This window comes from Streptomyces sp. NPDC048751 (assembly GCF_043198595.1).
Taxonomy (GTDB): domain Bacteria; phylum Actinomycetota; class Actinomycetes; order Streptomycetales; family Streptomycetaceae; genus Streptomyces.
In genome coordinates this window covers 1,406,213-1,431,904 of record NZ_JBICUX010000001.1, presented here as the reverse complement: position 1 = coordinate 1,431,904, position 25,692 = coordinate 1,406,213, and the positions used below count along the sequence as shown (strand labels likewise).

At 70.6% G+C, this 25,692-nt stretch carries 21 protein-coding genes and 3 pseudogenes; 13 read left to right on the top strand and 11 right to left on the bottom strand.

Going from position 1 to position 25,692, the window contains the following annotated elements; translation table 11 throughout:
- Positions 1 to 5: 5 nt before the first annotated feature.
- Positions 6 to 1,214, bottom strand: coding sequence for an NAD(P)/FAD-dependent oxidoreductase (locus tag ACGFNV_RS06465; RefSeq protein WP_393619810.1), 1,209 nt, complete (start codon positions 1,212 to 1,214; stop codon positions 6 to 8).
- Positions 1,215 to 1,219: 5 nt separating this feature from the next.
- Positions 1,220 to 1,408, bottom strand: a complete 189-nt coding sequence (locus ACGFNV_RS06460) for a ferredoxin (RefSeq protein ID WP_393619809.1) — start codon at positions 1,406 to 1,408, stop codon at positions 1,220 to 1,222.
- Between the two features lie 219 nt (positions 1,409 to 1,627).
- Here ACGFNV_RS06460 and ACGFNV_RS06455 point away from each other — a divergent pair, with 219 nt between their 5' ends.
- The 10 genes and pseudogenes from ACGFNV_RS06455 to ACGFNV_RS06410 all read left to right on the top strand — a co-directional run.
- Positions 1,628 to 2,983 (top strand): glutamine synthetase family protein, encoded by a 1,356-nt coding sequence (locus ACGFNV_RS06455; protein ID WP_393619807.1) that lies wholly within the window; start codon positions 1,628 to 1,630, stop codon positions 2,981 to 2,983.
- A gap of 86 nt (positions 2,984 to 3,069) precedes the next feature.
- Complete coding sequence (locus ACGFNV_RS06450) at positions 3,070 to 4,356, top strand: cytochrome P450 (protein ID WP_393619805.1); 1,287 nt, start codon at positions 3,070 to 3,072, stop codon at positions 4,354 to 4,356.
- A 104-nt stretch (positions 4,357 to 4,460) separates the two neighbouring features.
- Entirely contained in the window at positions 4,461 to 4,892 is a 432-nt protein-coding gene (locus ACGFNV_RS06445; RefSeq protein ID WP_393619804.1) for a hypothetical protein, read from the top strand.
- Positions 4,889 to 5,836, top strand: a complete 948-nt coding sequence (locus ACGFNV_RS06440; protein ID WP_393619803.1) for a hypothetical protein — start codon at positions 4,889 to 4,891, stop codon at positions 5,834 to 5,836. Before ACGFNV_RS06445 ends, ACGFNV_RS06440 begins: the two co-directional genes overlap by 4 nt.
- Before the next feature lie 10 nt (positions 5,837 to 5,846).
- Entirely contained in the window at positions 5,847 to 6,584 is a 738-nt protein-coding gene (locus tag ACGFNV_RS06435; protein WP_393619802.1) for a TetR/AcrR family transcriptional regulator, read from the top strand.
- On the top strand, positions 6,585 to 7,268 hold the full coding sequence (locus tag ACGFNV_RS06430; RefSeq protein WP_393619800.1) for a GNAT family N-acetyltransferase: 684 nt from the start codon (positions 6,585 to 6,587) through the stop codon (positions 7,266 to 7,268). It begins immediately after the preceding gene.
- A 485-nt stretch (positions 7,269 to 7,753) separates the two neighbouring features.
- Complete coding sequence (locus ACGFNV_RS06425) at positions 7,754 to 8,590, top strand: alpha/beta hydrolase (protein ID WP_393620058.1); 837 nt, start codon at positions 7,754 to 7,756, stop codon at positions 8,588 to 8,590.
- A 519-nt stretch (positions 8,591 to 9,109) separates the two neighbouring features.
- Complete coding sequence (locus ACGFNV_RS06420) at positions 9,110 to 9,640, top strand: hypothetical protein (RefSeq protein WP_393619798.1); 531 nt, start codon at positions 9,110 to 9,112, stop codon at positions 9,638 to 9,640.
- A 97-nt stretch (positions 9,641 to 9,737) separates the two neighbouring features.
- A complete protein-coding gene (locus ACGFNV_RS06415; protein WP_393619797.1) occupies positions 9,738 to 10,241 on the top strand; it encodes an N-acetyltransferase in 504 nt (167 codons plus the stop codon).
- Positions 10,242 to 10,350: 109 nt separating this feature from the next.
- Positions 10,351 to 10,606 (top strand): annotated as a pseudogene (locus ACGFNV_RS06410) (transposase); the annotation flags it as partial.
- Here the strand turns inward: ACGFNV_RS06410 and ACGFNV_RS06405 are convergent.
- Both ACGFNV_RS06405 and ACGFNV_RS06400 read right to left on the bottom strand, forming a co-directional pair.
- Positions 10,567 to 10,804, bottom strand: a pseudogene (locus tag ACGFNV_RS06405) (IS5/IS1182 family transposase); the annotation flags it as partial. The pseudogenes ACGFNV_RS06410 and ACGFNV_RS06405 overlap by 40 nt on opposite strands.
- Positions 10,805 to 10,841: 37 nt before the next feature.
- Positions 10,842 to 11,294: a flavodoxin family protein gene (locus ACGFNV_RS06400; protein ID WP_393619796.1), complete on the bottom strand. Its 453-nt coding sequence runs from the start codon at positions 11,292 to 11,294 to the stop codon at positions 10,842 to 10,844.
- Positions 11,295 to 11,448: 154 nt separating this feature from the next.
- Here ACGFNV_RS06400 and ACGFNV_RS06395 point away from each other — a divergent pair.
- Positions 11,449 to 11,643, top strand: a pseudogene (locus ACGFNV_RS06395) (GNAT family N-acetyltransferase); the annotation flags it as partial.
- Between the two features lie 229 nt (positions 11,644 to 11,872).
- Here ACGFNV_RS06395 and ACGFNV_RS06390 read toward each other — a convergent pair.
- Positions 11,873 to 12,520 carry a peroxiredoxin-like family protein gene (locus ACGFNV_RS06390; RefSeq protein WP_393619795.1) on the bottom strand — a complete coding sequence of 216 codons (648 nt, stop codon included), beginning with the start codon at positions 12,518 to 12,520 and terminating at the stop codon, positions 11,873 to 11,875.
- Between the two features lie 123 nt (positions 12,521 to 12,643).
- On the opposite strand from ACGFNV_RS06390, the gene ACGFNV_RS06385 reads away from it, so the two are divergent.
- Together ACGFNV_RS06385 and ACGFNV_RS06380 are read left to right on the top strand one after the other, a co-directional pair.
- Entirely contained in the window at positions 12,644 to 13,237 is a 594-nt protein-coding gene (locus tag ACGFNV_RS06385; RefSeq protein WP_393619794.1) for a TetR/AcrR family transcriptional regulator, read from the top strand.
- A gap of 240 nt (positions 13,238 to 13,477) precedes the next feature.
- Positions 13,478 to 13,906 carry a hypothetical protein gene (locus ACGFNV_RS06380; RefSeq protein ID WP_393619793.1) on the top strand — a complete coding sequence of 143 codons (429 nt, stop codon included), beginning with the start codon at positions 13,478 to 13,480 and terminating at the stop codon, positions 13,904 to 13,906.
- Here the strand turns inward: ACGFNV_RS06380 and ACGFNV_RS06375 are convergent.
- From ACGFNV_RS06375 to ACGFNV_RS06350, 6 genes are all read right to left on the bottom strand, one after another.
- Positions 13,825 to 17,721, bottom strand: coding sequence for a glycoside hydrolase family 2 TIM barrel-domain containing protein (locus tag ACGFNV_RS06375; RefSeq protein ID WP_393619792.1), 3,897 nt, complete (start codon positions 17,719 to 17,721; stop codon positions 13,825 to 13,827). The two genes, ACGFNV_RS06380 and ACGFNV_RS06375, sit on opposite strands and share 82 nt — an antisense overlap.
- Positions 17,722 to 17,993: 272 nt before the next feature.
- Entirely contained in the window at positions 17,994 to 18,743 is a 750-nt protein-coding gene (locus tag ACGFNV_RS06370; protein ID WP_393620056.1) for a sulfite exporter TauE/SafE family protein, read from the bottom strand.
- 93 nt (positions 18,744 to 18,836) lie between these two features.
- Positions 18,837 to 21,662 (bottom strand): hypothetical protein, encoded by a 2,826-nt coding sequence (locus ACGFNV_RS06365; RefSeq protein ID WP_393619791.1) that lies wholly within the window; start codon positions 21,660 to 21,662, stop codon positions 18,837 to 18,839.
- Positions 21,659 to 22,783: an AAA family ATPase gene (locus ACGFNV_RS06360; protein WP_393619790.1), complete on the bottom strand. Its 1,125-nt coding sequence runs from the start codon at positions 22,781 to 22,783 to the stop codon at positions 21,659 to 21,661. Before ACGFNV_RS06360 ends, ACGFNV_RS06365 begins: the two co-directional genes overlap by 4 nt.
- A 43-nt stretch (positions 22,784 to 22,826) precedes the next feature.
- Positions 22,827 to 24,269, bottom strand: a complete 1,443-nt coding sequence (locus tag ACGFNV_RS06355; protein ID WP_393619788.1) for a VWA domain-containing protein — start codon at positions 24,267 to 24,269, stop codon at positions 22,827 to 22,829.
- The gene (locus ACGFNV_RS06350) at positions 24,266 to 25,690 is read right to left on the bottom strand and encodes a hypothetical protein (RefSeq protein ID WP_393620055.1); all 1,425 of its coding nucleotides are present in this window, start codon (positions 25,688 to 25,690) and stop codon (positions 24,266 to 24,268) included. Before ACGFNV_RS06350 ends, ACGFNV_RS06355 begins: the two co-directional genes overlap by 4 nt.
- Between the last annotated feature and the right edge of the window lie 2 nt (positions 25,691 to 25,692).

The window sequence follows — 25,692 nt, the reverse complement described above, 5'->3', positions numbered from 1 at the left end:
GTTCCTTACGCGGTGAGGGCGGGCTGCTTCAGCAGCTGGGCGCGGTAGCGGGCAGCACCCAGGGCGGCGGCCTTGCCGCCGAGCGCGACGACACCGACCAGTCGGCCGTCGGCGTGGTAGCCGACGAGGACGTCACCGTCCGGGTCGCCGTCCAGGACACGGACGTCGTGCCGGCCGAGCCCCGGCGCCCCGAAGGACTGCAACCGGAAGTCGTGCTGGTCGCTCCAGAAGGTGGGCAGCGGGGCGAAGGCGGCCAACTCACCCGACGTGCCTGCGAGATGAGAGACGAGAACCTTCGCCGCGTGCCTGGCGGTGTCCGTCGGGATCGACCAGTGCTCGACGCGACGGGCCACACCGTCGTAGCGGGCGTTGGGGAAGCGGGCCACATCTCCGACCGCGACCACCTCCGGCAGCCCGCCGACGCGCAACTGCTCGTCGGTGAGCACACCGTCGGCCAGGTCGAGCCCGTTGCCCTGGAGCCACTCGACGTTGGCCACGGAGCCGACCGACTCCACGACCACGTCGGCGGGCAGCACACGACCGTCGCCGAGAACGACCCCGGTGACCCGGTCGTCCCCCTCGAACCCCGCCACCGACACGCCGAGTTCGAACCGCACCCCGCGCGCTTCGTGCCGCTTGAGCAGCGCACCGGCAAGGAGTTCACCGAGCGGACCGACCAGGGGCAGGGGCAGCGGATCAACCACGGTGACCCCGGACGCGCCGAGACCGACCGCCGTGGCGGCGACCTCGCAGCCGATGAAGCCGGCGCCGACCACGACCACCCGTACACCGGGCCGGGTCAGTGCGTCCCGCAGGGCCCGGGCGTCGGTGAGCGTACGGACCGTGTGACGGCCGGCGAGGGGGCCGGGGCAGCGCAGGCGCCGAGGGCGCACGCCGGTGGCGACGACCAGTCCGTCATAGGGGAGGACCGAACCGTCGTCGGTCTCGACAGTGCGTTCGGCGAGCCGGGCCGCGACGACCTTCGCGCCGAGGCGCCACTCCACGTCGGCGGTGACGGCCTTCGGGGTGAAGGCCAGGGCCTCGAAGGGGGTCTTCCCGGCCAGCACCTCCTTCGACAACGGCGGCCGGTTGTACGGCATGTGCGGTTCGTCCCCGACGACCGTGAGGGTCCCGGCCCAGCCCGCCGCGCGCAGTTGCTCGGCGGCACGCAGGCCGCCCATCGAGGCGCCGGCGACGACAATGTGTCCGGTCATGGGACTCAGCCGTCGATCCGGATGGCCTGGAGCGGGCAGACGTCGGCGGCTTCCTCGACCTCGTCGCGCAGGGCGTCGTCGGGGTCGGAGACGTACGCCAGGTGACCGTCGCCGTCCATCGAGAAGACGTCGGGGGCGGCGAAGACGCACTGGCCATGGTCCTGGCACTTGTTCATGTCGACGACGACCTTCATGGGGCGGCCCTCCTGAGGAGCTCGTTTGACTTCAAACAACATAGGGAGCCGTCCCACCCTGGTCAATACCTGTCCAGGTGGATAAATTCTTCGGACCACCCCTTGCGGGACGGCTGCCGCCTCCATACCGTTCGGAGTCAAACGAATGGCGGCGACGCGCCGCCCTCCCCCCAGCGCCCTCAGGCCCGGGGGTGCCCACCTTCCGCCTAGGAGACCCCGGTGAGCGCTCACGACACCCCGGACATCACCCGACACCTGGAGCGGCTCGCCGCCGACGGTATCGACGTGGTGCGGGTGACCTATCCCGACCTCATCGGCACCGACCGCGCCCGCGACGTCCTGCTGGACCACCTGCCCTCGGCCTGCGCGCACGGCCTCGCCTTCTGCAGGGCCGTCTACCACACCTCGCCACAGGGGGACGTGATCCCGATCGCGGGCGGTCTGGAGGCGGGCCTGCCGGACGTGTGCGTACGGCCCGACCTGTCGACGCTGGCCCCGCTTCCGTGGGAGCCCGGTGTCGCCGTCTGCCTGGGCGAGGTCAGCGACCCGGCGACCGGCGGTCCGGCGGCGGAGTCGCCGCGCGATCTGCTGCGCGCGGTGCTGGCCCGGTGCGCCGAGCACGGGCTGCGGCCGGTCGTCGGCCCCGAGCTGGAGTACTTCCTGCTGGAGCCCGCCCCCGGCACGCCCTCCGGGTGGCGCCGCGCCCCGGAGACCGCCGGAGCCGTCTACACGGCGGGCCTGCGCGCCGACCCCGACAACCATCTGCTGCGCACCCTGCGGCAGCTGCGGGACGCGGGGATCGGCGTCGTCACCGGCAACCACGAGTTCGACGGCGGCCAGTACGAGATCAACCTCGTCCACTCCGAGGCCCTGGACGCCGCCGACCGCGCCTTCCGCTTCAAGTCCGCCATCAAGGAGCTGGCCCGCAAGGAGGGCAGGCTGGCCACGTTCATGGCGAAGCCGTTCGGCGACGCCGGCGGTTCCGGTTTCCACCTCCACCTGTCCTGCGAGGACACCGACGGGCGCAACGCCTTCGACGACCCCTCGGGCGCCCACGGTCTTTCGGCCATCGCGCGGCACGCCCTCGCCGGCATTCTCGCCCACACGCCCGCGCTCGCCGCGCTGGCCAACCCGACGGTGAACTCGTACAAGCGCTTCGGCCCCGACACCCTCGCGCCCTGGCTGATCGACTGGGGCCTGGACAACCGCAGCGCGATGGTGCGCGTCCCGCCGGAGCGGGGCAGCGGTGCCCGCCTCGAACTCCGTCTCGGGGACGCCAGTGCCAACCCCTACCTGCTGATCGCCGGGACGATCGCCGCCGCGCTGCTCGGTGTGCTGGCCGCCGAGGAGCCGCCCGCCCCGCTGGAGGGCTACGGCTACGACACGGCGAGGTCCGCCGTGCTGCCGACGAGCCTGCCCGCCGCGCTGGACGCGCTGGAGGCGGACACCGCCCTCGCCGAGCTGCTCGGCAAGGACTTCACCACCTCGTTCCTGAGCTACAAGCGCAACGAGGTCGAACGCTTCCGACGGCACGTCACCGACTGGGAGTTCACCGAGTACGCCTATCACCTGTGAGGACGCCCATCACCTGTGGGTACGCCCATCACCCGCGAGAACAGCCACCACCTGTGCCGCCCGTGACATCGAGGAGACCGCACCGCATGACCACCCCGACCCTGACCGACGCCCTGCGCGAACCCATGCCCATGGCGGACGTGGACCTCGCCGACCTCGACCACTTCACCGACGGCGTCACCCCGTGGCGCATGTTCCACACCCTGCGCCACCAGGACCCGGTCCACTGGCAGCCCGAGGACGCCCCCAACTCCGGTTTCTGGGCGGTCACCCGGCACGCCGACATCACCACCGTCGACCGTGACCCGGAGACCTTCACCTCGACAAGGTTCGTCAACCTGGAGGAGGTCGACGACGACCAGATCAAGAAGCGGGCCTCCATCCTGGAGCTGGACGGCGTCCGCCACCGCGCCCTGCGCAGTGTGATCCAGCGGCAGTTCGGTGCGAGCGTCATCAACAGCTACGCCGACTTCCTGCGTGGTCTGACCGCGAGGACGCTCGACGCCGCCCTGGCCAAGGGGACGTTCGACTTCGTCGCCGACGTGTCCGCCGACTTCCCCATCAACGTCCTGGCCCGGCTCCTCGACGTCCCGCCGGAGGACAACCAGAGGCTCATCGACTGGGGCAACCGCATCATCGGCAACACCGACCCCGACTACGCGGACGTGCTGCTGCACAGCGCGGAGAGCGAGAAGTACCGCGACCTGCCCTTCCGCTCCCCCGCCTCCCTGGAGGTCTTCGAGTACGGCCGGGAGCTGGCCCGGCAGCGGCTCGGCGGCGCGGGCACCGACCTTGTCTCGAAGCTCGTCAACACCACCCCGCGCGACGGAGTGCCGCTGTCCGCGCAGGACTTCGACAACTACTTCCTGCTGCTCGTGGTCGCCGGCAACGAGACCACCCGGCACACCATCTCCCACTCCCTGCTGGCCCTCCTCCAGCACCCCGAGCAGCTCGCCCGCCTCCAGGAGGACCCCTCGCTCATCCCGACCGCCGTCGAGGAGTTCCTGCGCTGGGCCTCCCCCGTCTACCACTTCCGGCGCACCGCGACCCGGGACGTCGAGCTCGGCGGCAAGCAGGTCAGGGAGGGCGACAAGGTCGTCATGTGGTTCGCCTCCGGCAACCGCGACGAGGAGGTCTTCGGCAACCCCTACGACTTCGACGTCACCCGGCAGCACAACGACCATGTCACCTTCGGCAAGGGCAGCCCCCACCTGTGCCTGGGCAACCTCCTCGCCCGCACCGAGATCCGCATCATGTTCGAGGAGCTGATCCCGCGGATCGCCGCCATCCGCCTGGCCGGGGACGTGCCGCGCGTGCGCTCCAACTTCGTCAACGGCATCAAGAAGCTGCCGGTCGAGGTGACACTCGCCTGACCGACCTCGTTCAGTAATGGCCCGTTACTTTGTGATGCCCCTGAACGTTACTCGAGACGCCACGGTGTGGCCGGCGTGTCGTGAACGAGCAGGAGGAACGGGTGTTGACCGAAGCGTTGTCGGGTCTGGCGGCGGCCGGCGGTTCGGCGATGGTGGGGGCCATGGCGACCGATGCCTGGCACTCCGCCCGGGGCAGGTTCGCCCGGCTGCTCGGGCAGGGGGAACCGGCCCTGGAACGGGTCGAGACGGAGCGGCTCGATCGCGCGGCGGCGGACATCGATCAGATCACCGAGGGGAACCGGGACACCGCGCGCCAAAGCCTTCAGCGTCGGTGGACCGGCCAGTTGGAGCTCCTGCTGGAGGAGCACCCGGCAGCGGCCGACGAACTGCGTGCCCTCGTCGAGGAGTTGGTCTCTCGGCAGCCGAGGACTCGGCAGACCTGGGTGCAGAACAACGTCGCCCACGCGGGCGGGGTCCAGCACATCACCCAGCGCGGCGACATCAACGTCGGCGGGGCAGGCAGGGGACTCGGGTGAGCGGCGGGGTACGGGACGAGAGCCGCGGGGTACGGGACGAGAGCCCGGCCGGGACGGCTCGGGTCGGCGCGCAGAACAACGCCGCGCACGACAGTGGGACGCAGTACATCACCGGAGGCGGTGACGTGAAGAGCGTCAACCTGTTCTTCAACCGGCCCTCCTCGGACCCCGATTCCGGCGGCTCCCCGGGCGCCGGGGGGAAGTTGTCGGCGAAGATGCGGGCGGCCCTCGTCGGCTCCGGCTTCGGAGTCGTGACGCTCGCGGCCGCGCTCACCGTCTACGCCACCAACGCGCCCCGGACGTCCGACACGGCGAACACCCACGGCACACGGCCCAGCACGGCGGCCTCCGCCTCGCCGGCACGGTCGGCCTCGCCCACACCGTCGCCCTCCCCTTCCCCCAGCCCCACGCCTCCGGCGGCTCCGGCGGCTCCGCCGGTCGCGGCCCCCGCGAGGACGACCGAGCCGGCCGCGCCCGGGCCCAGCGCGGCACCGTCGAAGAGCGCGCCCTCGACGACGTACAGCGAGCCCTATGCCCCGACGGGCGTGTACTGCAGTGCCTGGCAGAGAACGGACTCGGCGGACATGGTGGTCCGGGCCTGCGCCCAGGCCGTCGACGGAATCGGGCGGGCGTTCTTCGGCGCCGAGATCGAGAACCGCGGCAAGGAGACCATGAACGCGTCGGTTCTGGTGAAGTACGTGGTCTCCCGGAAATCCCTGGCCTGCCCCAGGAAGCCCGACCCCTGGACCGGCATCGTGATCAAACCGGGCGACCGCTGGCGCTCCGCGCTCCCCGAGTGCCAGGTCGACGATCTCAAGGGGCATGCGGTGCAGTCGCAGGCATGGGCGGTGACGCAGTCCCGCGAACCGAGCGGCCTGCGGATGGCCTCCTCACCGTCGCTGGACATCCAATCGAGCGGTACCGTCGTCCCTCGTTCCACATGAGGGGGAACCCATGGCTGCCCCGAACCGCCGCGAACGCCTGCGCCGTCAGATGTCGAAGGACATCAGGGCGGTGGCACGCGAGGTCATCACCCAGCAAGGCGTGGAGGCCCTCACGCTCGCCGAGATCGCCCGCCGGATCGGGGTGACCCCGGCCGCCCTCTACCGGCACTTCGACGACCTCGCGGACATCGTCCGGCACACGGCCCACGACATCGTCGCCGAGCTCACGGCGCAGTTGCGGGCCGCGATGGACGCGCAGGACCGGACGGACTTCGCGGCCCGGCTGATCGCGCCCTCGCGGGTGTTCCGAAGCTGGTCGCTGGCGAACCGTCAGGAGTTCAGTCTCCTCTTCGGCACGCCCACCGCGGCCGCGGGCACCGCGCAGAACGACCTGACCAGCGAGTGGGTCCGCGAGCTCGCCGGCGTGTGGGGGCCGGAGTTCATGCGGCTGTGGGCGATCCGCCCCTACCCCGTCCTCAGCGACGACCAGCTCGACCCCCGCCTGCGCGAACAGGTCACCGACTACCGCGCCGCCACCGGCGTCGAGATGCCCCTGGGCGCCCTGGTCGTCATGCTCTCCTGCTGGCGCTCGATGTACGGCCAGGTCGCCCTGGAGGTCTTCGACCACTTCGCCCCCCTCATCAGCGACCAGGAGCCCATGTTCGAACTGCTGATGCAGGAGCTGGTGACCCAGCTGGGGCTGGGCGGGCACTACCGCCCGCCGCGTGATCGCCCGGAGACGACCTAGATGTGCTGTCCGGACATCGCCGCCTACGTCCGCTGGCATAACGCCCGCGCCGAACCCGAAGAGCGCCTTCGCGCCCGACTCTTCGATCCGCAGTTGGACCGAATAGCCCGCCAGGGCGGCCTGACCCAGTTCTACGATCTTCATATGAGTGACCGGAACCTGACAGCCGATGAGCTGCAGACGGCCCGACTGTCGCTACGGCGTCCGACCGAAGCCGATATCGATGCGATCTTCGCAATCCACCATGATCCCGAGACCTGCCTGCACAACCCCTCCGATGCGCTCGCCCGCCCCGATGAGGCCGAGGAGCTGTATCGACGCTGGAACGAGCAGTGGCAGCGATACGGATACGGGTACTGGGTTGTCCGGCGCCACGACTCCGATCAACAGTTGGGCTTCTGCGGGATCAAGCCCATGGAACTGCAGGGCCTCAAGGTCCTTAACCTCTTCTACCGCTTCGCCACCTCGGCCTGGGGCCAGGGCTACGCCGGCGAAGCCGCCACCGCGGTGACCACGTGGGCATCCCACCATGTTCCCGACCTGCCGCTGATCGCCCGCGTCCGGCCGGCCAACACCGCTTCCCAGCGCGTGGCGATCCGCGCCGGCCTGACTCGAGCGGAGCACCTCGACGGCACCGGATACGACGGGCACGACTGGATCTACGCAGCGAAGCTGCCGAACTGAACAGCCTCCAGGGTGCAGGTGGCCCTCACGGCAGGAAAGCTTCATGGCCGTCCAACCTTCCGAGCCAAGCCACTAGAAGACCGGTGTCAGGTCGTTCGACGGGTGGTTCCCACCCGCAAGCGCGGGCTTCTTGCATCCCCGGCGACGAGGTGGCTGTCGATCACCACCGCCGTCATCGGCGGCGCTGCGCGCAGGCGCGGTGGTCGCCATGGTCGGCACCGTTGTGCTGCGCACCCAGGAGAGCGGACCCGACCGGGGCTCTGGCCGCTGCTGCGGCCTCGGCTGACTGGACGAACAGGCGGGGCGCTACGCCTGGAGCGTCCATCCACCCTCGGCAGCCTGCTCGTGGTTCTCCCTTGCGTGATCAGCAACGAGCCTCCATCATCAGGAATCCTGATACTTTAAATTTGTAGCGATGGAGGCCGGTCATGTCATTCAGGTCCAGAATCCAGGCCAGAGGGGTCCAACTGTTGCTCGGCCGAATGATGAGCCGCGTGCACAGGGATCTGCGCTTCACCGACATCCCGAAGCGCACGGAATCCATCCGGGTGGAGACCGGCGCCGGACCGGTGACCTGCACCGTCTACCGCCCGTCGGCCGCCGCCGCAGCCCCTGCCCCCGTGTACGTCAACTTCCACGGCGGCGGGTTCGTGATCGCCCGCCCCCAGCAGGACGACCACATCTGCCGCTACATAGCCGCCACGGCCGGCTGCGTCGTGATCAACGTGGACTACGCCGTCGCCCCGCAGCAGCCGTACCCCGCACCCGTCACCCAGGCGTACGACGTCACCGCCTGGGTGGCCGAGAACGGCACCGCCCACAACTGGGACGGCTCGCGACTCGCCGTGGGCGGACACAGCGCCGGGGCCAACCTGACCGCCGCGGTCTGCCGCACCGCTCGGGACCGCGGCACCTTCACGCCCCGCCTCCAGATCATCGACTCGGCACCCCTCGACCAGCTCGCCGACCCGGCCACCAAGCAGTCACCCATCGCCAAGCCCCTGCTCACCCCTCAGCTGATGCGGGTCTTCACCGCCGCCTACGTCCCTGATCCCGCCGACCTCGCTCATCCTCTGGTGTCGCCCGGACTGGCCGACGACCTCGCCGGACTGCCACCCGCCCTGGTCATCACCGCGGAGAACGACCGCCTGCGCGACGAGGGCGACGCCTACGCCAAAGCCTTGGAGGCGGCCGGCGTTCCGGTCACCCACCGTTGCTTCGAGGGTGTCGACCACTACTTCACCCACACCGGCCCAGCGCCGGCCGGGAAGGAAGCCATCGATCTGATGGCCACCAGCCTGCGCACGGCACTCACCGCCTGACCGCTGACAGAGGCCGACAGCTCTTGTGACGACATGCTGCCCAGGACTTTGTCCGGCCGATCATGTTCGGAGCCAAATGACGAGAGCGGCTGCAGTGGCGGTGCCGAGGAAGAGGACGCCGATGTCGACGACCGCGCCCAGGTGCTGCGCGCGAGAACACCCGCGGCGGCGACATCGCCGCCTTCATGGCCGACGTGGCTCCCGCTCACAGCGATGGCGGGCCCTGGTCACCGCCCCCCGCCACGACCTGCGCACCACGCGGTGACCCATGGATGCAGGACTGGCCGGTCTTCTCGGTGGTGTCATCGGTGCAACAGTGGGGCCCTTGGGGCAGCCGGGTCCGCCTGCATAACCACCCGCAAGACTGAACAGCAGGCGCACATACAGGCCCAGACCCAGCTGACGCAGGCACAGTTAGTTCATCCGCGATTTCGTCGACATGAGCCGTCCCGGTAGAAGTCCTCCATCGCGCGGCGCACAGCCGCCTCTTGGTCGCAACTGCGCGCCCACGTGCGGGGCGTGCGCGACATCCTCGGCCGTGTCGCCCCGATCATGTCGCTGATCGCCGCTGCGGCGGCCACGGACCCGGAGATCGCCGCGCAGTGGCCTGCCGGCCCCGACCCGCGCTACACCGTCCAGCACGCCGCAGCGAAGGCACTGACCTCCAAGCCCGACGCCCGCCCCGACGTCGATACCGCCCGCGCCGCCGACCTGCTCTACGGGCTGCTCAGCCCAGAGCTATACCTGATCTTTGTCCGCGACCGGGGCTGGTCCCCGAGGCCTGGCAGGAGTGGGCCTGCGCGGCCCTCACCGCCCACCTCTGCACTGATCACGAGTAGGCCACTGATCCTTCGGCGACAGCTGCCGGTCGACCGTGCCGCCGGAGAACGTCGCGCCCCTGAAGGTGACCGTACCGCCGGACACCGACATGCCGCCGAAGTCGACCGTGCCGCCAAAGAACATCACGCCGCGGAAGTCACCTCCGTCGAAGGTGACATCGGTGAAGTCGAAGGCCTGGCCCTGCCACGAGTGCGGATGGTCGGGGAGTAGACGCAGACGGTTGCGGATGACGCAGATTGCAGAGCCTGGCGGTATACGGGGAAATTCCAGGGGAGCGGACGGCCGCGCGCTGCTACGGTCGGGCGCCATGAGCTGGCTTCCCGATGACTTCGTCCACCCCGTCCTGGTACCGCTGCCGGGCGGTGGTCATCACCTGCGGCCGATCCGGGAGGCGGACACCCCGCTCGACTATCCGGCTGTGATGGGTTCGCGCGAGCGGCTGTGGACCATCTTCGGCCCGGCCTGGGGCTGGCCCGCGGACACCATGACCTACGAGGCCGACCAGGCCGACCTTTTGCGGCACGAGAAGGAGATCGCCGCGCACCAGTCCTTCAACTACGCGCTGTTCGACGGAGCGGAGACAGTTCTGCTCGGCTGTGTCTACATCGACCCGCCGGAGAGGGCCGGCGCGGACTGCGAGATCTCCTGGTGGGTGGTGGACGAGCTGGTGGGCAGCAAGGTCGAGCATGCCCTCGACGCGCTGGTGCCGCAGTGGATCGCCGCCGACTGGCCGTTCGAGCAGCCGCGCTTCCTCGGCCGTGAGATCTCCTGGTCGGACTGGCTCGCCCTGCCGCAGCATCCCGACACGTAAGTGGTTGTTGCCCGTACCGATCTCGAAGGCTGTCGGTCGAACGGGAGTCTCGATCGGGTGACTGCGGCGGTTTCCGCGCGTGGAAGCAGGGCCTCCTGGTAGCTCGGGGGTGCGATCCCATTCCGAGTGGTACCCGGAGGCCCGGTTGTCTTTGTTGTACGCGCCCGGGCACGTTGACTTCAACTCGCCCGCCGTGTCGTGCGATTGCCTCGCGCATGCGTACGGCAACGCGGCCGACCATCCGGACCGGGTGCGCCGGCTATCCGTCGGACATGACGGACGCGGAGTGGGCGGCCGTCCGGCCGTTGCTGCCGGTGCCTGCAAGGTGGACTTTCGTGCTCAGGCCGCCGCGGGAGCGTCCGAGACTGTGATCGTGGGGTTCGGCCCGGTCCAGTTCCCCTTTTTTCCGGCTCCGGCGGCATGCTGGTGGGCCAGGCAGACGGTTGAGTGGCCTCGAGGGTTCGGCGATGGTCGGCCCACCGCCGGCCGCGGACCGGATCGGCCGGCATCAGCGGTTCGATCCGGTCCCACATCGCATCAGTGATCACTGATCGGACGGACAAGTCCGATCAACTGACCAGCCGTTCAAAGAGTCACGCTCTAGCCCATCAGCCCCGCCGCCACCGTCGCGCCCAGTTCCCAGCACGCCTCGATGTCGGCCCTGGTCGGTTCGCCGGTCACGGTGACCGGGTCGGCGGCGCGGCGCCAGCCCAGACCCGTGGTGATGGAGTCGATGGCGCGGAGCGCGCCGGTGACGTCGTTGCCGCCGTGGACGTAGGAGCCGAAGGGGCGGCCGCGCGTGGCGTCCAGGCAGGGGTAGTAGACCTGGTCGAAGAAATGCTTGAGGGCGCCGGACATGTAGCCGAGGTTGGCCGGGGTGCCGAGCAGGAAGCCGTCGGCGGCGAGTACGTCGGACGCCGTGGCGGCGAGGGCCGCCCGCCGCACCACCCGGACGCCCTCGATGTCCGGCGCCGTCGCTCCGGAGACCACGGCCTCGAACAGTGCCTGACAGTTGGGCGAGGGGGTGTGATGCACGATCAGCAAGGTGGCCACAGCCCCCCAGCCTGCACGTTCACCGCCGTGGGCCGCAAGCCGCGCCCACCATGGGCGAGCCGTTCGAAAATCTGTTGCGCACCTCGGCCCTCCCCCGGACCTTGACCCCAAGTCCAACCCCCCGCGCCCCGCCGCCCTTTCCGACGCCCCCGCCATCACGGACCTGCTCAACGCGGTGGACGAGATCGAGATCGGGCGGCCCGAGACCGACCTCCACACCGTCGAGGCCGACCTCGAGCATCCGGGGGTCGACCTCGAACGGGACTCCTGGCTGGCCTTCGACGGGGACCGGCTGGTGGTGTACGGACTGCTGTGGGACGAGTCGGGGGGCGAACGCATCGACATCGATATCGGTAAGTCCGGCCTTTGGCACTTGCGGAATGCATGCCTTGCTGATCGCCTCTGGTACTCGCGAGGCCTGGACGCCGCCCGTGCTTGCGGCCGGTCGGCGGGGCGGCCAACCATCACCACCGCCGAGATCATCGGCCTTGGGGATCAATGAACCGTAGCTATCGATGCGATTGATCACGGGTTGGCGCCTCCGCTGAGGATGCCACCACGAGTGGGCGGTCAGGCTCTCAGCCGAGCTTGTCGAGTGCTATGAGGATGTCGGCCGGTTCGGCGCGGGTGGTGTAGTCGGAGTCGACGAAGGCCCAGCGGATCACGCTGTCCCGGTCGATGACGTAGGTGGCGGGGATCGGCAGGGTGCGGGCGTGGCCGGCGTTGGAGCGGTGGAGGTCGATGCCGAGGCTCCTGTAGACGGCGGCGAGGTCGTCCGGCAGGTCGAAGGCGAGGCCGAACTGCTTGGCAGTTTCGCAGCCGATGTCGCTGAGCACGTCGAAGGCCAGCTCGTTCTTCTCCGCGTGCGACAAGGACTCGTCGGGGGTCTGCGGTGAAACGGCTACCAGACGGGCACCGCGGGCAGTGATGGCGTCGTGGTGCTGCTGCAGGGATCGCAGGGTGATGTTGCAGTAGGGGCACCAGGCGCCACGGTAGAAGGTCAGCACCACCGGCCCGTCGGCGAGCAGTTCGTCCAGCGCGACGGTCCGCCCAGTGGCCGAGGGCATTGTGAAGGACGGGGCCTTGGCGCCGACGGTCAGAGCCTCGCCGGCCTGGCCGGAGGCGGCCAGCTCGCGTGCCGCGCGCTGCATGACGGCGCGGACGTCTGCGGGGATCTGCTGCTGGCGGCTGTCGAAGAAGGCGCGCAGTTCGGCGTTGACGCTCACGGGTCTCCTCACGAAGGATAATCTTGGAATGGTCGTTTCAAGATAGCCATTGAAGTGCACTCCACGTCAACGGGCGAGGCGATATCTTGGAACCATCAGTTCAAGATGACGGGATGAGGCGGCATGCCGGACGTCAAGCATTTCGACCCCGACGCGACCCTGGACACCGTGGTACGGCTGTTCTGGCGGCAGGGCGTGGCCACCACCGGGATCCAGGACATCGTCAACGCCACCGGGCTCAACCGCTCCAGCCTGTACGCGACCTACGGCGGCAAGCAGGAGTTGTACCGCGCCGCCCTCGAACGCTACGTCCAGAACCGCTCCCGGCCGACCCTCGGCCGCCTCGAAGAGGACGACCGCGGACTACCGGCCGTCACCGACTTCTTCACCGCCCTGATCGAGACCCGCTGCACCGGCGAGTACGCCCAGTGGGGCTGCATGGTCTCCAACGCGCACGCCGGCACCGAGAACAGCGACCCCGACGTACGGGCCCTCCTGGACCGCCAGCACCAGCGGCTGCGCGACGCACTGCACACCGCGCTCCGCTCTGCCCAGCGCCGGCAGCAGCTCGCCGAAGGAGTCGACCCCGGGGCCACGGCCGACATCCTGGCGCTCCTCGCGCACGGCGTGAACCTGCGCTCCCGCGCCGGCGCGGACGCCCAGCAGCTGCAGGCGACCGTCGCGGCGGCGATCACCGCCGTGACCCGCAGGCAGTGACCTTCCCGCACCGCCGCGCCTTCTGAGCCGCACTGCCCGGACAGCGGGCGGACCCGGGCAGCCAGCCGGTCGAGATCGCCGCAGCGCAGGCCGGCCCGCTGCCCACCGCGCCGGGATCAGCCTGGTCGCGGCGCGGTCACTGGCCGAGGTGGGCCCGGGCATCGACACCCTCCTCGTGGCCGGCGCCATGGACCACGCCGACGGCCGCTACCAGGCCGTCGTCGACCAGGACGTCGTCGGATGGCTGACCACCGCGGCTCCGGCCGCACGACGCGTCGGCGGAGTGTGCGCGGGCGTCCACCTGTCGCCGAGGCCGGTCTCCTCACCGGCCTGCCAGCCACCACCCACTCGCTCACCGCCGACCAACTGGCCGCGCAGCACCCGGACATCAACGTCGACCCAGAGCCGATCTTCATCCGGGCAGGCCGTATCTGGACCTGCGCGGGCGTGACCGCCGCCATGGACCTCGCCCTCGCGATGGTGGCCGAGGACCACGGACCGGCGATCGCCCTCGACGCCGTCTTCCCGTGTCATCGGGCGCCGACCGGCACCGCCTTCGTACGGACCGGTGGCGGCCGCGCCATCGGCTACCCGGAGAACTCCCCCGCCGTCGGCCGGCGCGTCGCCGCCGTCGCCCTGCCGACGTCGGTGACCGGGCGCAGCCGGTAGGTGTAGGAGTAGTCGCGGTCGGCGAACAGCTTGTACTCGTCGTGGGTGTGGGCGCCCCAGCTGTTGTCGCCGCCCACGCCCATCTGGCGGTGGTTCAGGCGCAGGACGACCGCGTCGCGCGGGGTGAGCTGGTAGTCGTGGCGCACCCCGCTCGACAGGTCCTCCGGGGTGAAGTGCGAGGCGTTGACCTCCAGGAGCGGTTCGCCGGAGACGAGCAGGCCGACGCCGTCGCGGCGGGTCAGCGCGGCCCAGCGGACGTCGGTCTTGTTGCCGTTCTCCTGCGGGCGCAGGTAGGAGGTCCACTGCCCGGCGACGGTGCCGGAGTACAGGCCCACGTCGGTGCCGTTGTTGCGGTCCCACATGTTCTCCTCGGGGCCCCGGCCGTAGTAGTGCAGGCGGTCCAGGGCTCGCGGCAGGAACAGCAGGGTGCCGACCTCGGGGATGTACGGCAGGCTCGACGCGCCCGGGTGCAGGGTGTTGTCGACCTTGATCTCGCCGTTGCCGAACACGGTGTACGTGGTGGTGTACGTCGACTCGACGGTCGTCGGCAGGGTGCCGCTGACCTTGATCTCGACGGCCTTGTCGCGGAGCGCGCGGACACCGACCTCGGTGACCTTGCGCTGGGCGCCCGCGTCGCGCCAGGTCTGGTTGCGGGTGTGCTGGCCGTTGCCCCGGTCGTTGTCGGTGGGTGCCCGCCAGAAGTTCGGCACGGGGCCCGAGGTGAGCAGGCGGACGCCGCCGGCCTCGTACGACGTGAGGGTGCCGGTGCTCTTGTCGAGGGTGACGGTGAAGCCCCGGCCCCGGACGGTGACGGTCTTCTCGCCGTCGTCGTGGCGCAGCGTCGGCACGCTGTCCAGCGGTACGGGGGTCACGGCGGGGCTGTTCGCGGCGACGGGGAGTTGCTGTTTGGCCGTCTCGAAGCCGGCCCTGGCCCACTTGGTGGGCTCCTTGGTGGTGAAGGAGAGCTGCAGGAAGTACTCGGTGCCGGGTGCCGGGTTCCTCGGCACCTTCACGGGGACCGTGATGTCCTTGCTGGTCAGCGGGGGGACGTCCAGTTGGTCGCGGGTCAGCCTGCCGTGCTGGACGACCTTGCCGTCGGCGACGAGGGACCAGTGGCCGTCGAACTCGCGGACGTTGGTGAACAGGTACTCGTTGGTGAGGGTGACGCGGCCCGAGGTGACGGTGTCGCCGGAGGCGGGCCTGGCGTTGATCGCCTGGTAGATCTGCTTGACCTCGACCGACTTGCCGGTGGCTCCGCGGTCGGCGGTGACGATGCCGTCCCCGGAGAACGCGCCGTCGTTGGGGTTGTCTCCCCAGTCCCCGCCGTAGGCGTAGAACGTCTTGTCGCGGGGCCGCTTCTGGGTGAGGCCCACGGTGGCGGCGTCGAACCAGAACCGCACGCCGTCGTCGCCGGGGCGGCGGCTGTCGGAGGCCAGCTCCTCGGCGCTCAGCGCGCGGGCGTACACGCGCGCCCGCCGGATGGTGCCGCTGAACTCACGGGTCGGATTGTCGACGTCGGTGGCCAGGGCCAGCGGCGCGGTGTTGACGGCGGGGCGCCGGGTGGTGGTGCGGGTGGCCCGCACCGAGCCGTCGACGTGGAGGGTCAGCGTGCCGGCCGCCGCGTCGAAGACGCCCGCGATGTGGTGCTCGCGGCCGGTCCAGTCGTCCGGCAGCGCCCAGCTCGCGGTGACCCACTGGCCACCGCCGTGGATGAAGAACTCCAGGGTCCTGTCCGTCTGCTTCAGGGCGTACTGGGTGTCGCCCTTGGCGAGGATCGGCTGGTGGTAGCCGGTGACGTGCGGGGTGACCCAGGCCTCCAGGGTGAGCGAGCCGGTGAGGTCGAGGCTCGTGTCGCGGGCGAACACGGTGCCGCCCGAGATGCCCTTGGCGCGGCTGAAGGTACCGCTCGGGTTGATGACCTCGCCGCTCAGGGCGGCGGGCCCGGACTCGGTGAGCAGCTTGCGGGTCGGGGTGGGCCAGCTCAGGGCCTGGTCGACGAAGTCCCAGATCCAGCCGCCCTGGAGCACGTCGTAGCGGCGGACGAGGTCCCAGTACTTCTTGAAGTTGCCGCTGGAGTTCCCCATCGCGTGGGAGTACTCGATCATCACGTACGGCCGGGTGTCGGCGGTGTCCTTCGCCCTCGCCTCGACGCGGGAGGGGCTGTCGTACATCTCGGAGCGGATGTCGCTCATGCCCGGCCGGTCGTCGCCCTCGTACTGGATGACACGGGTGGTGTCGTAGGAGCGGATCCAGTCGTACATGGCGTTGAAGGTGCTGCCGCCGCCCGCCTCGTTGCCGAGCGACCAGATGACCACCGAGGCGTGGTTCTTGTCGCGGTGGACCATGCTCTGGGCGCGGGCCACGCACGCCTCGGTCCAGTCGGCGTGGTTGCCGGGGTACTCACCGCGGATGCCGTGGGTCTCGAGGTTGGTCTCGTCGACGAGGTACAGGCCGTACTCGTCGGCGAGTTCCAGCCACAGCGGGTTGTTCGGGTAGTGCGAGGTGCGCACGGTGTTGATGTTCAGCCGCTTGATGATGCCGATGTCCTCGACGAGGTCCGCGCGGGTGAGCGCCGAGCCGTGGGTCGGGTGCATCTCGTGCCGGTTGGTGCCTCTGAAGGAGACCGGCTTGCCGTTGATCCGCATCAGCCCGTCCTTGAGCGCGAACTCGCGCAGACCGACCCGGTGGGAGAGGGTCTCGACCACCTTGCCGGCGGGATCACGCAGGCGGAGCACGGCCGTGTAGAGGTACGGGTGTTCGGCCGACCACAGGCGCGGCGCGGGAACCTCCTTCGACGCCTGTACGGTCGTCTCGTCGCCGGAGTCGAGCGCGACCGTCTGCTGGAGCGGCCGGGACCAGACCGGGTGGCCGCCGGCGTCGTACAGCTGGGTCTCGACGGAGTACCGGCCGGCGCCCTTGCCGCCGTAGTCCCGGACGCTGGCCGTGACGGACAGTTCGGCCGTCCTGTAGTCGTCGCTCAGCGGGGTGTCCAGCTTGAAGTCGCGCAGGTGGACGGCCGGTGTGGAGTACAGGTAGACCGAGCGGAAGATGCCGCTCAGCCGGATCATGTCCTGGTCCTCGAGCCAGTCGCCGTCGGAGTAGCGGTAGACCTCGACGGCGATCTGGTTGGTGCCCGGCTTGAGGTGCCGGGTGATGTCGTACTCGGCGGGGTCGTAGGAATCCTCGTGGTAGCCGACCAGCTCGCCGTTGATCCAGACGTAGTGGGCGGACTTGACCCCCTCGAAGTGCAGGAACGTCCGCCGTCCCGACCAGTCGCGCGGGACCGTGAAGGTGCGGCGGTACTGACCCACGGGGTTGTACCGGGTGGGGGCGGCGGGCGGCTGCGCCTGCTCGCCCAGGCCGTTCGGGCCCCACCACGGGTAGGTGATGTTGATGTAGATCGGGCGGTCGTAGCCGTGCATCTGCCACGCGGAGGGGACGGGGATCGTGTCCCAGTCGGTGTCGTCGAGGTCGGTGCGGTGGAAGTCGACGTCCCGGTCGTCGGGCCGGTCGGCGTGGGCGAACTTCCAGGTGCCGTCCAGGCTCAGCCGGAACGGCGAGCGCGTGCGGTCGGCGGCGAGGGCCTGGCCAAGGGTCGCGTACGGCATCAGGGTGCTGTGCGGCGCCTCGGAGCCCAGCCGGAAGACGTTGATGTGGCCGTTCCACTCCGGGGTCGCGTCGGCCGTCTCGCGCGAGCCGGCCGCGTGGGCCGCGGCGGACGGTCCGGACAGGGCGAGCGCGCCGAGGACGGCGGCTCCGCCCTCGAGGAGACGACGACGGCTGACAGCCGTGGGAGACACGTGCGGGTGCGGCATGTCCGTGACCTTCCTCAGAGCGAACAGAAACGAACTTTCCTGACCGTGGCTCAGTACGTCTTGTCGAAAAGGAAGTGGATAAGGCAGTTGATGGCGAGTCAGTTGACTACGGCAGGTGACAGAGGTGTCACCGAGCCAGCCTCACCCTAGGTCTCGATCACAAACGAAGCAATGATGCTGTCGGACTTTGTGCGTTCCTGATGGGGCGTTGCGAGTGGGTGAGGTACGTCGAGGCTTTCATGATCATGGAGATGCGGGCTGACGCCGGCCGGTCAGCGCACCAGCTGGACGACGCCCACGGTGCCCACCACCACGATCAGGCCCCGCAGGACCACCGGGCTGAGACGGCGGCCCACCGTGGCCCCGATCTGGCCCCCGAGGGCGGAGCCCACGGTGAGGAGGGCGACGGCCGTCCAGTCGAAGTCGGCGACGAACAGGAAGACGGTCGCGGCGACGGCGTTGACGACGGCGGCGAGGACGTTCTTGACGGCGTTGAGGCGCTGCATGGTGTCGTCGAGGAGTACGCCCATCAGGGACATGTAGATGATTCCCTGCGCGGCGGCGAAGTAGCCGCCGTAGACGCTGGCCAGGGTCAGCCCGACCAGGAGGAGGGGTCCGCCGTCGGGGTGGGTGGCGGTGCCGTCGCGTTCGCGTCGGCGCCGAAGGCGGGTGCTGATCAGGGGCTGCAGGACGACCAGGACGAGGGCGAGGGTCACCAGGACCGGCACGATCCTCTCGAACGCCGTGGCCGGCAGGGCCAGCAGGAGCGTGGCACCCGCGAGGGCTCCGACGACCGCGCCGGCGCCCAGCTTGAGGATGCGTCGGCGCTGTCCCTGGAGTTCTCTGCGGTAGCCGATGGCTCCGCTGATGGAGCCGGGGATCAGACCGAGCGCGTTGGACACCGTGGCGGTGACGGGCGGCAGGCCGGTGGCGAGCAGGACGGGAAAGGTGATCAGGGTGCCGGAGCCGACAACGGTGTTGACGGCTCCGGCACCCAGGCCCGCGGCGAAGACGGCGAGCATCTCCGGCGGTGTCACGCTGCCTCGGTGGTGGCGGTGCTGATGATGTTCATGAGGCGAGCATAGGAACCGGACGGTTCGGCGGGCGCCGCAATGTCAGCGGCCGGACAGCAGCGCCTCCAGTGCCGTCGCCGTGGCGGGGTGGCGGCCCAGCAGGGCCACGCCCCGGGGTGCGGGTTCCGCCGCTTCCCACGGGTCGTCGCAGCCCAGCAGGTCGGCCACGGCGTCGCACGTGGCGGGGTGGGCGGCGAGCAGCGCCACACGGGCGGCGCCGCCCCCGCTGCGTGCCGGACGCGTGGACTCCGGCTCGGGCACGGCCCGCCACGGCGGCACCCACGCGTCCAGCGCCGCGAGCCGGCCGGGGAAGATCCGTCCGGCCTCGCGGATGAGCAGCGGGGCGAGTTCGGCGCCCCCGGAGCGCAGGCTCGTGATGAGGGTCGGCAGCCACGGCAGCAGCACCGGGTCCGGCAGCCGGGCGAACGCGTTCGACACCGCCTCCACTACGAAGTCGGCCAGCGCCGGCACCGGCTCCAGGGCGTGCAGGAAGCCGCTGAGGTAGCGCGGGTAGGCGGGCACCGCGAGGGGGTTGCCCAGCAGGTCGTCGCACCGGGTGCGCAGCTCCGCGCGGGAGAGGCGGCCGAGGTGCGTCTGGGCCGCCCACAGCAGCGCCACCTTCGACGGGTCCTCGGGGTGCGACTGGGCGACGGCCAGCTCCAGTTGGGTCCGGTCGCAGCCCAGCGACAGCGCGAGGCTCTCCATGCTGAACAGGAAGCCGAGCATGGCCGCGACCTGGCGGACGGTCGCGTCGTCGTCGGTGAACGCCGTCGGCAGCAGGGTGCAGTAGTGCGCGTACCCCGTCTTGACGAAGGACTCGATCCACGCGGGCAGCGTCGGCTCGCTGGTCCGGTAGTACGCCAGCAGGCGACGGGCCCGGCGCAGTACCTCCGGCGCGCCGTCGACGCTGCGTTCGGTCGCGAGGACCTCAAGGGCACGGGTGCCCAGTTCGTCGGCGAGGCGCCGGCTGCGCAGGTACAGGGTGGCGTCCTCGACGGCTTCGAGGACGGTGGCCGTGGTGGCCTGGGGGCCGTAGGCCGCGCGGCGCAGGCGCTGTTCCAGTACCTGCTCGATGCCGACGCCCTCGTAGCCGAGCTCGATCAGGGCCCGCTGGTGCGTGCCCAGGGCCAGGTCCCACGACTCCTGGATCGGCCGTTCGCCGAGCCGCCGCTCCCCCATGATCGGCCGGGCCGTACCGTGCGGCATCAGGTACTTCAGCATCCACAGCACGTCCGAGCAGCGCTCCAGCTCGGGCCGTCCCGCTATGTCCAGCAACGCCCGCTGCACACCGCGCTGTTGCAGCTTCAGGCCGAGTGGCGCGAGCCGGTCGTACACATCGCGGGCGAGGGGTGGCAGGGCGTCGTAGCCGACCTGGCCGATCCGGTCGCCGCCCATCATGATCTCCACGAGTCGGCGCACATCACGCCGGCCCGGCACGGAGTCCTTCTCGATGCAGGTGACGGCCGCGTCCTGGAAGTCGTACGGCGTCGGTCGGGCGCGGTCGCGCATCCCGGCGAGGAGGATCGACGTCTCGAAGACGGCGATGGCGTCGGCGGTGGAGGCGAGGTAGCCGGCCCGGCGCGCGGCACGCACGATCTCCACCGACCAGCCGAGCAGTTCGGCCTCGTCCAGGCGGTCGAGCGTGGGCGGCTGCTGGAGGAAGCCGGACAGCTTGTCGGAGGGAGGGGCGGCCGGTTCGGGCGCGGGCGCCGCCACGGGCTTCCGGGGCTTCTTCGTGCCGGCCTGTCCCTCCAGGCGGAACGGCTTCACGCCTGTGCGCTTGACGTTCTTCGCCCACACCGTGGCGGCGATCGACACGGATCCGGCGGCGAGGCCGAACTGTGCCTCGATCGCGGCGTGGCTGGACGGGATCAGGCCGTGCTGCCACTTGGTCGCGCTGGGCGGGCTGATCTCGAAGGTGTCGGTGCCGTGCACGCCGAACTCGGCGACGTGGCTGGCCGCGTGGAAGGCGCCGCAGACGTAGAGGCAGTCCTCGGGGTCGGTGCCGGTCGCGGCGAGGTGTTCGCGCATCCGGGTCCACATGTACCGCTCGCGGTCCTCGTCGACGCGCACCCGGTGCGGGTCGCCCGGGGCGAGGCGCCGGAAGAGGCTGCCGATCAGGAGCATCACCTGTCGGTAGGTGTCGTGGTCGCTGTCGCCGAGCGGCAGCTCGACGTACTGGTGCCACCACTCCGACCAGTGCCGCACCCGGCCGTGGCGCAGCAGGTGCTCCTCCAGCTCGGCGAAGCGCGGCCGCAGGTCGCCGATCTCCACGCCGACCGCGTCGCCGTGCAGGGCCGCCTCCTCCTCGGCGGACGACGACGGGGCGGTCGGCGACTCGGCGTTCGGCGTGTCCGGTTCGGCCGGTGCGGCCTGCGCGACGGGCGTCGTGTCGCGGGCGTCCCACTGGAACACGTGGTCGGAGGAGCGGTCGACGAGGACGAGTTCGACACCCGGGGTGTCGAGCGCGTAGGCGATGGCCTGGTACTCGGCGGACGCCTCGGTGATCGGCGCGACCACCGACAGCGGCGCCCACTCGGCGGGGAAGCCGTCGACCTCGGTCGCGTACGCCTGGACCGCCACCGGGAGCCGGCAGTTGCGCAGTTCGGCCAGGAGCGGGGCCATGTCCTCGCACAGCTCCAGGTAGACGACCTTGGGCTGTTTCTCCCGCAGTCGGCGGGCCATGGCGGTGGCGGAGGCGGGTGAGTGGTGGCAGACGGGGAAGATCTCGAGTGGTTCGCGTACCGCGCGGTCGACGTCGTCGACGATGCCTAGGAGGATGCCCTCCAGGGCGTCGGGGCCGTCGGCGAAGGCGGTGGCCGCTTCCTGGAGTTGGGCGCGCAGCGCGCCGAAGGTGCCCTCGGTCATGACAGGGTGGCGATCGCGTCGCGGCCGCCCTCCAGGAACTCCGGCCAGGAGCCGCCCTGTTCCTTGCTGCGCGGCTCGACGACGCCGTGCAGGTACTTGTTGAGGATGGCGAGGTCCTCCGGTTCGCGCCGGGCCAGTGAGCCGACGAGCGAGGAGGCGAGGGTGTGGGCGCTCAGCGCCCGATCGCCGAAGAAGTTGCTGTGCAGGACGGCGTCCTCGAGGACGCCGATCTGCTCGGCGGTGGACAGCGCGGACTCCAGCTTCTCGTCGTCGCTGCCGGCGGCGGCCGCGGAGGCACGCAGGTCGGCGAAGCTCTGCAGCAGCACGTCGAGGAGGGTGGGCGGCACCTCCAGTTCGATCTGGTGGCGGCGCAGCAGTTCCTCGGTGCGGAAGCGGACGATCTCCGCCTCGCTCTTCTTGTTGGTCACGACGGGGATGCGGACGAAGTTGAAGCGGCGCTTGAGGGCCGAGGAGAGGTCGTTGACGCCGCGGTCGCGGCTGTTCGCGGTGGCGATGATCGAGAAGCCGGGCTTGGCGAAGACGATGTTGTCGCTGTCACTGTCGCTGCCGAGTTCGGGCACGGAGATGTACTTCTCGGACAGGATCGAGATCAGCGCGTCCTGGACGTCGCTGGTGGAGCGGGTGAGCTCTTCGAAGCGGCCGATCGCGCCGGACTCCATCGCCGTCATGATCGGTGAGGGGATCATCGACTCGCGGGACTGGCCCTTGGCGATGACCATGGACACGTTCCAGGAGTACTTGATGTGGTCCTCGGTGGTCCCGGCCGTGCCCTGTACGACGAGGGTGGAGTTGCGGCTGATCGCGGCGGACAGCAGCTCGGCCAGCCAGGACTTGCCGGTGCCGGGGTCGCCGATCAGCAGCAGGCCGCGGTCGGAGGCGAGCGTCACGACGGAGCGTTCGACGAAGCTGCGGTCGCCGAACCACTTCTGGGAGATCTCCCGGTCGAGGCCGTCGGCGCGCTCGGAGCCCAGGATGAACAGGCGGACCATCTTCGGCGACAGACGCCAGGAGAACGGCTTGGGGTTGTCGTCGACGGACTCCAGCCAGTCCAGTTCCTCGGCGTACTTGATCTCGGCGGGGGCGCGCAACAGGTCGGACATGTGAGGGCCTTTCCAAGCGGGTGGGTACGGGAAAACTGAGCGATCAGACGAGCGATGTCTTGAGTTCCTGGACGAGCCTGCGGATGTGACCCGAGATCACCGGTGTGCCGAGGGTCTTGAAGCGTTCGCGGAACCAGGGGTTGACCTCCTGGCGCCCGGAGCTGGTCACCGAGCCGACGGGGATGAACTTCACGCCGGAGCGGTGGACTTCCTCGATGCCCTCGAACAGCGGCTGGGAGCGGTCGAACTCGTAGAAGTCCGAGATCCACACCATCACGGTGTTCTTGGGCTCGGTGATCTTCGGGCGGGCCATGGCCATCGCGACGGGGCCGTCGTTGCCGCCGCCGAGGTTGGTGCGCAGCAGCACTTCGAACGGGTCGTTCACCCAGGGGGTGAGGTCGAGGGCGCGGGTGTCGTACGCGATCAGGTGGACGTCCACCTTCGGCAGTCCCGCGAAGATCGAGGCGAGGATGGTGCAGTTGACCATCGAGTCGACCATGGAGCCCGACTGGTCGACGACCACGATCAGCCGCTGCGGTGTCGTCTTGCGGGCGGTGTGGCGGTAGTAGAGGCGGTCGACGTAGAGCCGTTCCTCCTCCGGGCTCCAGTTGGTGAGGTTCTTCCAGATGGTGCGGTCGAGGTCCAGGTTGCGGAAGACCCGCTTGGGCGGGACCGACCGGTCGATCGCGCCGACCGTGGCCTTCTCGACCTGGGTGCGCAGCACTTCGGCGACCTCGTCGACGAAGCGGCGGATCAGGGCCTTGGCGTTGGCGAGGGCCACGCCGGAGAGGTTGTCCTTGTCGCGCAGCAGTTGCTCGATGAGCGACATGCTGGGGGTGAGTTTGGCGGCGAGTTTCGGGTCGGCGAGCACCTCGCGCAGGTGCATGCGCTTGACGAGGTCGGCCTCGATGTTTCCGAGCTCGGGTCCGATCTCCGGGATCAGTGTGCTCAGGTCGGGCGTCCCGCCGTAGCCGCCGGTCGTGGTCGTGTCGGGGCCCCTGCCGTGGCTGTTGCCGCCGGAGCGGCCGCCGCGGAGTTCGCCGGGGCGACAGCCGAGGGCGCGCTCCAGCCAGCCCGCGTCGGACTGCCAGCGGGAGAGCTGTCCGGCGGTGACCGTGCCGTTGCCGGTGGCGAAGACGTTGAGCAGCACCTTCGACACGAGTGCGGCGCGGCGCACCTCGGCGGCGCGGTCGCGTGGGCTGTCGTCGTCGGCGTCGTCCCCTTCGGGGACCATCAGGCCGTCGAACTCGGCGGCCAGTTCGGGGTGGCGCTGCACGATCGAGTCGACGGAGGTCTGCGGGTCGAGCAGTGCGGGAGGCAGGCCGATGTCCTCGACGACGGCGAGGCTGGCCGCTTCCAGCGTGGTCTGTTCGTCGGAGTCGAAGAGCCGGGAGAGCAGGCGCCAGTAGAGGACCTGGCGGCGGTTGGCCTCGGGGTTCGCCTCGGGGGTCTGTGGTGCCTCGGGGGTCTGTGGCGTGTGGGTCACTTGCGCAGCAGCCTTCCCGCGCGCTCCCGCAGCACCGCGACGGCGTCGGTGGCGGCCTTCTCGGCCTTGACGCCGGCCTTGTCGGTGGTGCCCCCGGCCCACGCGCCCGCGTGGAGGGCTAGGGTCTTCTTCCGCACGGTGGTCTCCACGGCGAGCGGCTGGACGGTGTACGCGCCGTCGTCCCAGCGGAGCAGGCCGATGCACGCGGTCGACGCGGTGACGGCTTCCGGAGTCAGCGGTCCGGCGATCGGGACGCGGTCGGTGTCGACGGTGAGCGGCGGGTGTCCCGCGCGGGTGAACGTCAGGGCGGCGCCGTCCTGTTGGGCCGTGTAGCCCTCCAGGAGCACGGGGACGGCGATGCGCGCCGGGTGCCGGTCCAGGGGTGCGGTCGGCTGGGCGGTCGCAGCCGCCAGGGCCACGCGGGCGGTGGCGAAGGCGTCGGCCGGCTCTCCGGGGCGGGCGTGCTCGTCGCTCCAGACCAGGTCGCCCTCGGCGGTGACCGGCATGTCGGTGAGGTCCATGGAGAGGCCCTCACCGGCGGCCGCGAGGAGCGACAGGTGCGGCCGGAGCAGTTGCCAGACGCCGGCTCCGACGACCGTGTCCGGCTTGGGCACGGCGACGCCGGCCCGCACCAGGCGGGACGCGGTGCCGTCGGCGGGCTCGAACACGGCGTGCACCTGCGCCTGTGCGGCGGTGGCGTGTTCGTGCAGGTCGACGCCGAGGGGCAGCAGGCGGCCGGTGGCGGTGCCGGTCACGGCCGGGGCGGCGGCGCCGGGCAGTGTCAGCAGCAGCGCGCGGGACCACAGGTCGGCCCAGCGGCGGGCCGGGATCCGCTCCAGGGTGGCGCCGGGGCAGGACGCGGCGAGTTCGGCGGCGAAGCCGTCGAGGAGGGTCGCGAGCCGGCGCAGGGCCGGGTCCGGCAGCATCGCGGAGACGATCTGGGCCGCGCCGGAGACCGTGTCGTGGTCCATGCCCTGCCATCCGGCGCGGGCCAGGTCCGACAGCCAGGAGCGGGCGGCGGCCAGCAGGTTGACCGGCTGCCGCTCGACGGGCGGCGGGGCGTTCTCCTCGTCCCGGCCGCGGCCCGTGATCTCGTCGACCCGGACCATGAGGGCGTCGTGGACGGAACCGAGCAGGGCGCCGCGGGCGGCGGCGAGGGCGACGAAGTGGTCCTCGCCGGCGGCTCCGGCAGCCGCCTTCTCCGCGGCCTCGGCGACCCTGGAGGCCAGCGGCGTGCCCGTGACGGCGTGGGCGAGCCGGGTCAGGTCGGCGGCCTGCGCGGGCTGGGGGCGGAGCAGTCCGGCGACGAGGGCCCGGTCGAAGGCGTCGACGGCCGCGAGGGCTTCGTCCAGTCCCTCGACGGTCTCCGTGACCCCTTCCGCGCGCTCCCCCGCGCTCGGATCGGGCTCACCCGGGGTCACGT